This is a genomic window from Myroides sp. C4067 (genome assembly GCF_038039665.1).
GTDB classification, from domain to species: domain Bacteria; phylum Bacteroidota; class Bacteroidia; order Flavobacteriales; family Flavobacteriaceae; genus Flavobacterium; species Flavobacterium odoratimimum.
This window is the reverse complement of record NZ_JBBPHJ010000067.1, coordinates 1-678: the sequence shown is the minus strand read 5'-3', so window position 1 is coordinate 678 and position 678 is coordinate 1. Positions and strand designations below refer to the sequence as shown.

Sequence of the window (678 nt, the reverse complement as noted above, 5' to 3'; positions counted from 1 at the left end):
ACGTTCATAAACATATTGGATTGACAGCATACAAATAAGAGAGTAAGGCAAATCGCAAGATTTGGAATTATACTTTTTTAATTTACGAAATTAAAAATATACGATGAAGAGTTTGATCCTGGCTCAGGATGAACGCTAGCGGCAGGCCTAACACATGCAAGTCGAGGGGTAGAAGAAGCTTGCTTTTTTGAGACCGGCGCACGGGTGAGTAACGCGTATGCAACCTACCTTATACAGGGGAATAGCCCGAAGAAATTCGGATTAATGCTCCATGGTTTATCGATATGGCATCGTATTGATAATAAAGATTTATCGGTATAAGATGGGCATGCGTATCATTAGCTAGTTGGTGTGGTAACGGCATACCAAGGCAACGATGATTAGGGGTCCTGAGAGGGAGATCCCCCACACTGGTACTGAGACACGGACCAGACTCCTACGGGAGGCAGCAGTGAGGAATATTGGTCAATGGAGGCAACTCTGAACCAGCCATGCCGCGTGCAGGATGACGGTCCTATGGATTGTAAACTGCTTTTGTACAGGAAGAAACCTCCCTACGAGTAGGGACTTGACGGTACTGTAAGAATAAGGATCGGCTAACTCCGTGCCAGCAGCCGCGGTAATACGGAGGATCCGAGCGTTATCCGGAATTATTGGGTTTAAAGGGTTCGTAGGCGG

General features: G+C 46.5%; 1 rRNA gene. It reads left to right on the top strand.

Annotated features, from left to right (window positions below):
• Positions 1-100: 100 nt before the first annotated feature.
• Positions 101-678: ribosomal RNA gene (locus tag AABL87_RS17710) — 16S ribosomal RNA — on the top strand; the annotation flags it as partial.